Genomic DNA, 6,953 nt, shown 5'->3' with positions numbered 1-6,953 from the left:
TGGTCGAATTTTAGCTCGAAATATTTATTTTTTTATTCCGACAAAAACCGATAAAGACAGAGAGACAAAATTAGATTATATTAAATTAGTGGGTACATTGGTCTGGGCGATCAAAGTTCATGTCAGAAAAGAAGATCTAGAAACTGAACTTAAAAATTTACTCACACCTAATCAGTTTATAGAACTTCAACAGATTCAGCAACGACCCTTAAGAATTGCCAATTGGTTAGCGGATTATTTAATCAGAATGTATGAACAAAATCTGATTAACTATCGCTTTTTAATTGAATTAAATCAGTCAATGGATCGAATTTTAGAGGCGATGATTGCTTGCGATCGCATTGCTTCGACTCCCCTACCCAAAGCTTATTCTATTCACTTAAAACATCTGTTGCTTATTTATTGTTTGAGTGTACCATTTACTTTCGTTGAGGAGTTGAACTGGTTAACAGTTCCTGCGGTGGGAGTGATTACTTTTTCTTTACTCGGAATTGAAGAAATAGGCTTAGAGATTGAAAATCCGTTTGGAAATGATCCCAATGATTTACCCTTAGAGAAGTTTTGTTATATTCTCCAAAGTGATATTGCTGAGTTAATCGAGTATGAAAGTCAATCAAGTTTCGATCAAATTATCAACGAATCGTCCGGAAAAGTATGATCAAAAAAGATAAATCAATCAGTCGAAAAAAATCTAAAAATAAACCCAATTCCTGGCTGTTTAAACTCCAACTCCAACTGCAAATAATTTGCAACTTTCCCTAAATTATCACCCTCATATTTAGCAGCCAAACAAAGCTTGAGTGAAAATCTTTAATCTTCCTCAAAAACAATCACCTATTCTTCACTCTCAAGTTCACTGTCAGGTTTGGCGTTTAAATCAGAAGGAGGTATTTTTTGTAGTCCAATTAAACCTTCCATCACGGATTTAACAATAGGCGCTGCCACCCTTCCACCACTGGCACCCGGAATCTGGGGTTCATCAACGACTGCAACCACAACATAACGAGGATTATTAACAGTTAAAATTCCGACAAAACTGGTAATTCGAGCATTTTCTGAGTAACCCCCGGTCGCAGAAGCTTTTTGGGCTGTACCCGTTTTTCCAGCGACTCGATAACCTGCAATACGTGCCGCTTTACCCGTACCATCTTCTGCGGCGACCACAGATTCCATCATTTCTAAGACTGTATTCACTGTTTTAGAGGAGAAAACTTGTCGAGATTCAGGTAAAGAAGTTTCCCAATAAAGTTGTCCTTTACTGTTATATAGTCCTTTGACAACATGAGGTGTGACCAGTTTTCCACCATTGGCTAAAGTTGCATTTAATTGAGCTAATTTTAGAGGTGTAATTGAAAGTCCTTGACCAAAAGCTGCGGTTGCAGATTCTACTGGAACATTAACAAATTGATGACGTGTTTTCAGTGTACTTGCGACTTCAAAAGGTAAATCAACACCGCTCAATTCTCCGAGTCCTAATCGTCTTAATCCCTCATAAAAAACTTCAGGTTCTATCTGCTGCATGATGTTAACCATGCCAATATTACTCGAATATTTAATCACATCAGTAATGCTGATTGAACCCCGAGTCCCAACATAATTGTAATCGGCATTTTGAATCGTCCATCGACCCATCTTAATCCGACCTTCATCATAAACCATAGTATCTTGCTGAATACCTCCTGCTTCTAAAGCAATCGCAACATTAATCGGTTTGAAGGTAGAACCGGGTTCATATTGATCAGATAACGCCCAATTTTTGAAGCGATCAAGACTCGATTTCCAATACTCATTTGGATCGTAGGATGGCTCATTGACTAATGTCAATATTTCCCCATTTCTGGCATCCATGACAACCACAGTACCGCGTTTTGCTTCATTTTTCTCAACATTTTCTTTGAGAATTTTGCGAGCCATTCTTTGAAGACGAGTGTCAATTGTCAGTCGCAATTCTAAGTCGTCAAGCTGAATAAACCCAGAAGCGAGTTGAGTCGGTACCCAATTACCATTGACTGAACGTTGAAACTCTAGAGAAGGCATGACTCGTTCGAGTAATTCTTGTTGACTATGTTCAACTCCGGCTTGACCTTTGCCTTCGCTATCGACATAACCGACAATATCGGCAGCAATATTTTGTTGAGGATAAAGGCGTTTTCGCTGTTGGATAAGTTCTAATCCATCAATTCCTAAATTGGCGATGTGATTGCCAACTTCTTCGCTAATAGACTCAGCAATTTTAATGCCACTATCTGCTTCTTGAAATTGTTCTAGGAGTTCGTTTGCTGTAGGATTTTTTAAATCATTTAGCACTAATACCTTAGATAATTTCTCCGCGATTTCCGCAGGAAGTTGTTGAAATAATTTAGGATGAGCGTAAAGTGTATAAACAATTTTATCAATGGCTAAAATATGACCATTAATATCACTAATCGGACGACGCGGAACAAAAGGAAGATCCCGTTGACTTTGTTGAAATTGGGCTTGCTGTTTGAGCATTGGCCCCATCGTAATTTGTAGGCGAAATAAATTCACTAATAGCCCGAATAATCCCCCCACCAAAATCAGCCACACTATTCGCAGACGGGAGGACTTGCATTTTTTGATTTTGGCAGGTTGACGAGCAAAGGGCTTGTGAGGATCACGACGATTTTCGGGAGGGCGAGGATTGAAATCTGAAAATCGAGATAACAAATTAGCAGGCTTTTTAGTCTGTATAGAACGAGAAACACGAGGTCTATTCAAACGTGATCTAGAAGGAAAATCCATGATAATTCAGTTAATCGTTTTTTCAGTGAATCGTCACCCCGGAGATAATTTTTGATTGATTTTTACTCTAATGATCTGGCTAATATCCTAAAGGTTTATTGGAGGTAGAAGTCGGACTTAAATTAAGTTCGAGGGGGGGAACTTCCGGCGAGACTTCTGGGCGAGGGGGTGCTGGACGTAAAAAGATCATATCTAGGGGTTCTCTTTCGACTAATCCGGTGTTGGGTTGTTGGGCGCCTTCAGCGATTTGATGCTTGAGAACTTCATTTGTGGCTCGGAGTTGTTGTTCTTGAGTTCGATAATGTTCTAGAGTCTGATATTCTTGAGTCCAAGCCGATTCTCGATAGGCTGTTAAGCTGTAGACGCTGAGAGTAATGCCGACAACAGCTCCAGTGACAATAGAGGAGACTTGTTGTAGAGTAGTCAGCGATCGCAACCAAAGCGGTTGAGGGGGTTGAGGAGGTAAAATTTCAACAACATCAAGCTCGATGATTTCCGGAGTCGAATTTGATTCGGGTTGAGCAAGCGGTTGAGTTCGCGGCTTCCGTTGAAGTCTGGCTCGTTCGAGGGGGATGATATTTCCCGGAGTCGTCGGCGTAGTCAGAGATGGAGACAGGCGCTTAGAAGTAGAACGGGTGGGTCGGTATGCAGTAGTCATAGCTCAGGTTAGACAATCACGATCGCTAGTCAGTTATCAAGTTCAGGTATTGAAGCTGAAGTCAGTCAAAAAACTCAGATCGGCAGTAGAATTTCTTTCTCATATTACCATTAGCAAGTTTCAAGCATTACAGCGGAATTGATAGTATTTTTGAGTCTGACTGTTTTTTTTAGATTTTCTCAAGCTTCAAGCTCAATCCTAACTCTCTATACTTATGCTGTTGTTACAATTCAGTACCTCTCATTATTGTCGTAAAGCCCGTTTAGCTCTGGGTTATAAAGGGATTTCCTACCAAGTTCAAAATTTAACACCCGGATTGCACCTTTTGAAACTCAAACCCATGACGGGTTTAACGACGGTTCCGGTATTAGTCCCACAATTAGACAATCAACCGAGTGTGATTGCAGATTCGAGTCGAATTTTCCAGTTTTTAGACGCTTATTGTCCGACTCCGCCCTTATATTTTGATGATCCACAACAGCAAACTCAGACGTTGATGCTGGAAGACTGGCTAGACGAAAGTATTGGCACCGCGACACGATTTGTTTATTATCAGTTTCGTGCAGGTGCAGGCAAACAGATCGATCCGTCTTGGTCTTCTCAAGTGGTGATTCAAGTGGTGCGTCGTCAATATGGGATTGATCAAGCGTCTGCGGAGTTAGCCACCCAACGCTTAAAAATCGCCTTTGAGGTGTTGCAGGTTTGGCAGGAGCGTCCCTATCTCGTCGGCGATCGCATCAGTGTAGCCGATCTAGCGGCGGCAGCATTATTGAGTCCTCTGGCGTTAATTCCCGACTATCGAGAAAACTATCCTTGGCTGTTTGAAAATATCACTCGGATTCATCAATTGTGTGGGGAAGCGTTACCACCGGGTTTATCCTCGCAAAGCTAGATTCCCCTTTTTTGTTACAGATCATTAATGCTTTATGCAATAATATCAACGACTTCCCAATTATCATCCGTATCGTTTAAAAGAAATATGAGAGAAACTTCCTATAGAGGTCATCTGAATTTGTATACTTGTGATCAAGCATTTGTGCATAGAGAAAGGCTTGATCCCCAATAGATCTGCCTAATTTTTTAAAGCTAGAGCTAGGGATAGATGACAAATTCCTGAAACTGGCTAAAAAATGTATTGTAATATAACCTGCCCGTTTGAGATTAACCTGTTTGTAGTAGTAGTAGCGTGTGAGACCCATGACCACTATCGCACATGATCAAATTGACCGGATTGTTTGGAATCATCATAGCGATCCCTTTGAAGTTCTCGGCCCCCATCAGATCGAAAAAGATGGCAAAACGGTATGGGTAGTGCGAGCCTACCTCCCCAATGCGGAAGCAGCCTGGGTCATTTTGCCGGAGCAACGAGAAGAATATGCAATGGAGTCGGTACATAACCCCCATTTCTTTGAATGTATTCTTGATCTCGATACCCCCAAACTCGCCAATTATCAAATTCGTTACAAAGAAGGAGAACATGAGCGAGTCACTTATGACACCTATGCTTTCCGCTCTCCGAAACTGACAGACTTTGATATTCACCTGTTTACCGAAGGAAATCACCATCGCATCTATGAGAAACTTGGCGCTCACTCGGATACGATTGATGGAGTCAATGGCGTTTACTTCGCGGTTTGGGCACCGAGCGCTCGTAACGTTTCTGTACTCGGTGATTTCAACTTCTGGGACGGTCGTAAACACCAAATGCGGAAGTTTGGGAATGGTGTTTGGGAACTGTTTATCCCGGAAGTCACAGTTGGCGCTCACTACAAATATGAGGTCAAAAACTGGGAAGGACACATTTACGAAAAATCTGATCCCTACGGTTTTCAACAGGAAGTCCGACCCAAAACCGCTTCGATTGTCACCGATCTCGATACTTACCAGTGGAATGATGCTCAATGGATGGAGGAACGTCGTCACACTGAACCCCTAAGTGGGCCGATTTCCGTCTATGAATGTCATATCGGATCGTGGAACCGGGCATCGATGTCTGAACCCCACAAGTTACCTGATGGCACGGTAGAACCTGCTATTCAAGCGATTGAACTTGATCCGGGTGGTCGCTTTTTAACCTATCGAGAAATGGCTGAGACGTTGGTTCCCTACGTTAAGGAACTTGGCTATACTCATATCGAAATGCTCCCGGTTGCAGAACACCCGTTTGATGGCTCTTGGGGTTATCAAGTTACGGGTTATTATGCTCCGAGTTCCCGCTTTGGTACCCCCGAAGATTTTATGTATTTGGTGGATAAATGCCATGAACAGGGTATTGGCGTGATTGTAGACTGGGTTCCCGGACATTTCCCCAAAGATGGACATGGTTTAGCTTTCTTTGATGGGACTCATCTCTACGAACACGGCGATCCGAGGATTGGGGAACACAAAGGTTGGGGAACCCTGGTCTTTAACTATGGTCGCAACGAAGTCCGTAACTTCTTGGTTGCTAACGCCATCTTCTGGTTTGACAAATTCCATATTGATGGAATGCGGGTGGATGCGGTGGCTTCGATGCTTTACCTCAACTATTGTCGTGAAGATGGAGAGTGGGTTGCTAATAAGTATGGCGGTTGCGAACATATTGAAGCGGCTGATTTCATTCGTCAAACCAATCATGTTTTGTTCGGCTATTATCCCGGTACATTGATGATCGCCGAAGAATCCACAGCATGGCCGATGGTCTCCTGGCCGACTTATGTGGGCGGTTTAGGGTACAACCTGAAGTGGAACATGGGTTGGATGCACGATATGTTGGATTACTTCCACATGGACCCTTGGTTCCGGCAGTTCCACCAAAATAATATTACTTTCAGTATTTGGTATCATCACAGCGAAAACTTCATGTTAGCCTTGTCTCACGATGAGGTCGTACATGGTAAGAGTAATATTTTGGGTAAAATGCCTGGGGATGATTGGCAGAAATTTGCCAACGTCCGCTGCTTATTTGCCTATATGTTTGCTCATCCCGGTAAGAAGACGATGTTTATGGGGATGGAGTTTGGTCAAAGGAAAGAGTGGAATGCTTGGGGAACTCTAGAATGGGAACTGCTGCAATACGAAGGTCATCAGAATATTCAGCGCTTCTTTAAGGATGTGAACGCTCTCTATCGTTCTGAACCTGCACTCTATGAACAGGACTTCGCTGAGGAAGGGTTCCAGTGGATTGATTGTACTGATAATCGTCATAGTGTGGTGTCGTTTATTCGTCGAGCCAAAGATACCGATGAGTTTATCGTCACAGTCTGTAACTTCACCCCTCAACCTCACAGTCATTATCGCATCGGGGTTCCAGAAGCGGGCTTCTATACGGAGTTGTTTAACAGTGATGCTCGTGAATATGGCGGGAGCAACATGGGGAACTTGGGCGGTAAGTGGACAGAAGAATGGTGGTTCCACAACTATCCCCAGTCGTTAGATTTGTGCTTACCTCCGTTGGGCGTGTTAATGCTGAAGTTAAATCGAGAAAAAACAACCGCAGCTTTAGCTGAAGGTCAAGCGTCTCAAGCTTAAGTATGCTACGTCATATGATCTA

General features: G+C 42.6%; 5 protein-coding genes. 3 read left to right on the top strand and 2 right to left on the bottom strand.

What is annotated here, in order from left to right; translation table 11 throughout:
- The coding region (locus M595_RS01835; RefSeq protein ID WP_023064261.1) for a bestrophin family protein at positions 1 to 658 on the top strand (658 nt) is incomplete at its 5' end.
- Positions 659 to 834: 176 nt separating this feature from the next.
- Here the strand turns inward: M595_RS01835 and M595_RS01830 are convergent.
- Together M595_RS01830 and M595_RS01825 are read right to left on the bottom strand one after the other, a co-directional pair.
- Positions 835 to 2,763, bottom strand: coding sequence for a peptidoglycan D,D-transpeptidase FtsI family protein (locus M595_RS01830; RefSeq protein ID WP_040483419.1), 1,929 nt, complete (start codon positions 2,761 to 2,763; stop codon positions 835 to 837).
- Between the two features lie 79 nt (positions 2,764 to 2,842).
- On the bottom strand, positions 2,843 to 3,421 hold the full coding sequence (locus tag M595_RS01825) for a hypothetical protein (protein WP_023064104.1): 579 nt from the start codon (positions 3,419 to 3,421) through the stop codon (positions 2,843 to 2,845).
- A gap of 214 nt (positions 3,422 to 3,635) precedes the next feature.
- Here M595_RS01825 and M595_RS01820 point away from each other — a divergent pair, with 214 nt between their 5' ends.
- Positions 3,636 to 4,313, top strand: coding sequence for a glutathione S-transferase family protein (locus M595_RS01820; protein ID WP_023064235.1), 678 nt, complete (start codon positions 3,636 to 3,638; stop codon positions 4,311 to 4,313).
- Between the two features lie 305 nt (positions 4,314 to 4,618).
- A complete protein-coding gene (glgB, locus tag M595_RS01815; RefSeq protein ID WP_040483418.1) occupies positions 4,619 to 6,931 on the top strand; it encodes a 1,4-alpha-glucan branching enzyme in 2,313 nt (770 codons plus the stop codon).
- Positions 6,932 to 6,953: the final 22 nt, after the last annotated feature.

Source organism: Lyngbya aestuarii BL J (genome assembly GCF_000478195.2).
Taxonomy (GTDB): Bacteria; Cyanobacteriota; Cyanobacteriia; order Cyanobacteriales; family Microcoleaceae; genus Capilliphycus; species Capilliphycus aestuarii.
This window is presented reverse-complemented; position numbering and strand designations above follow the sequence as displayed.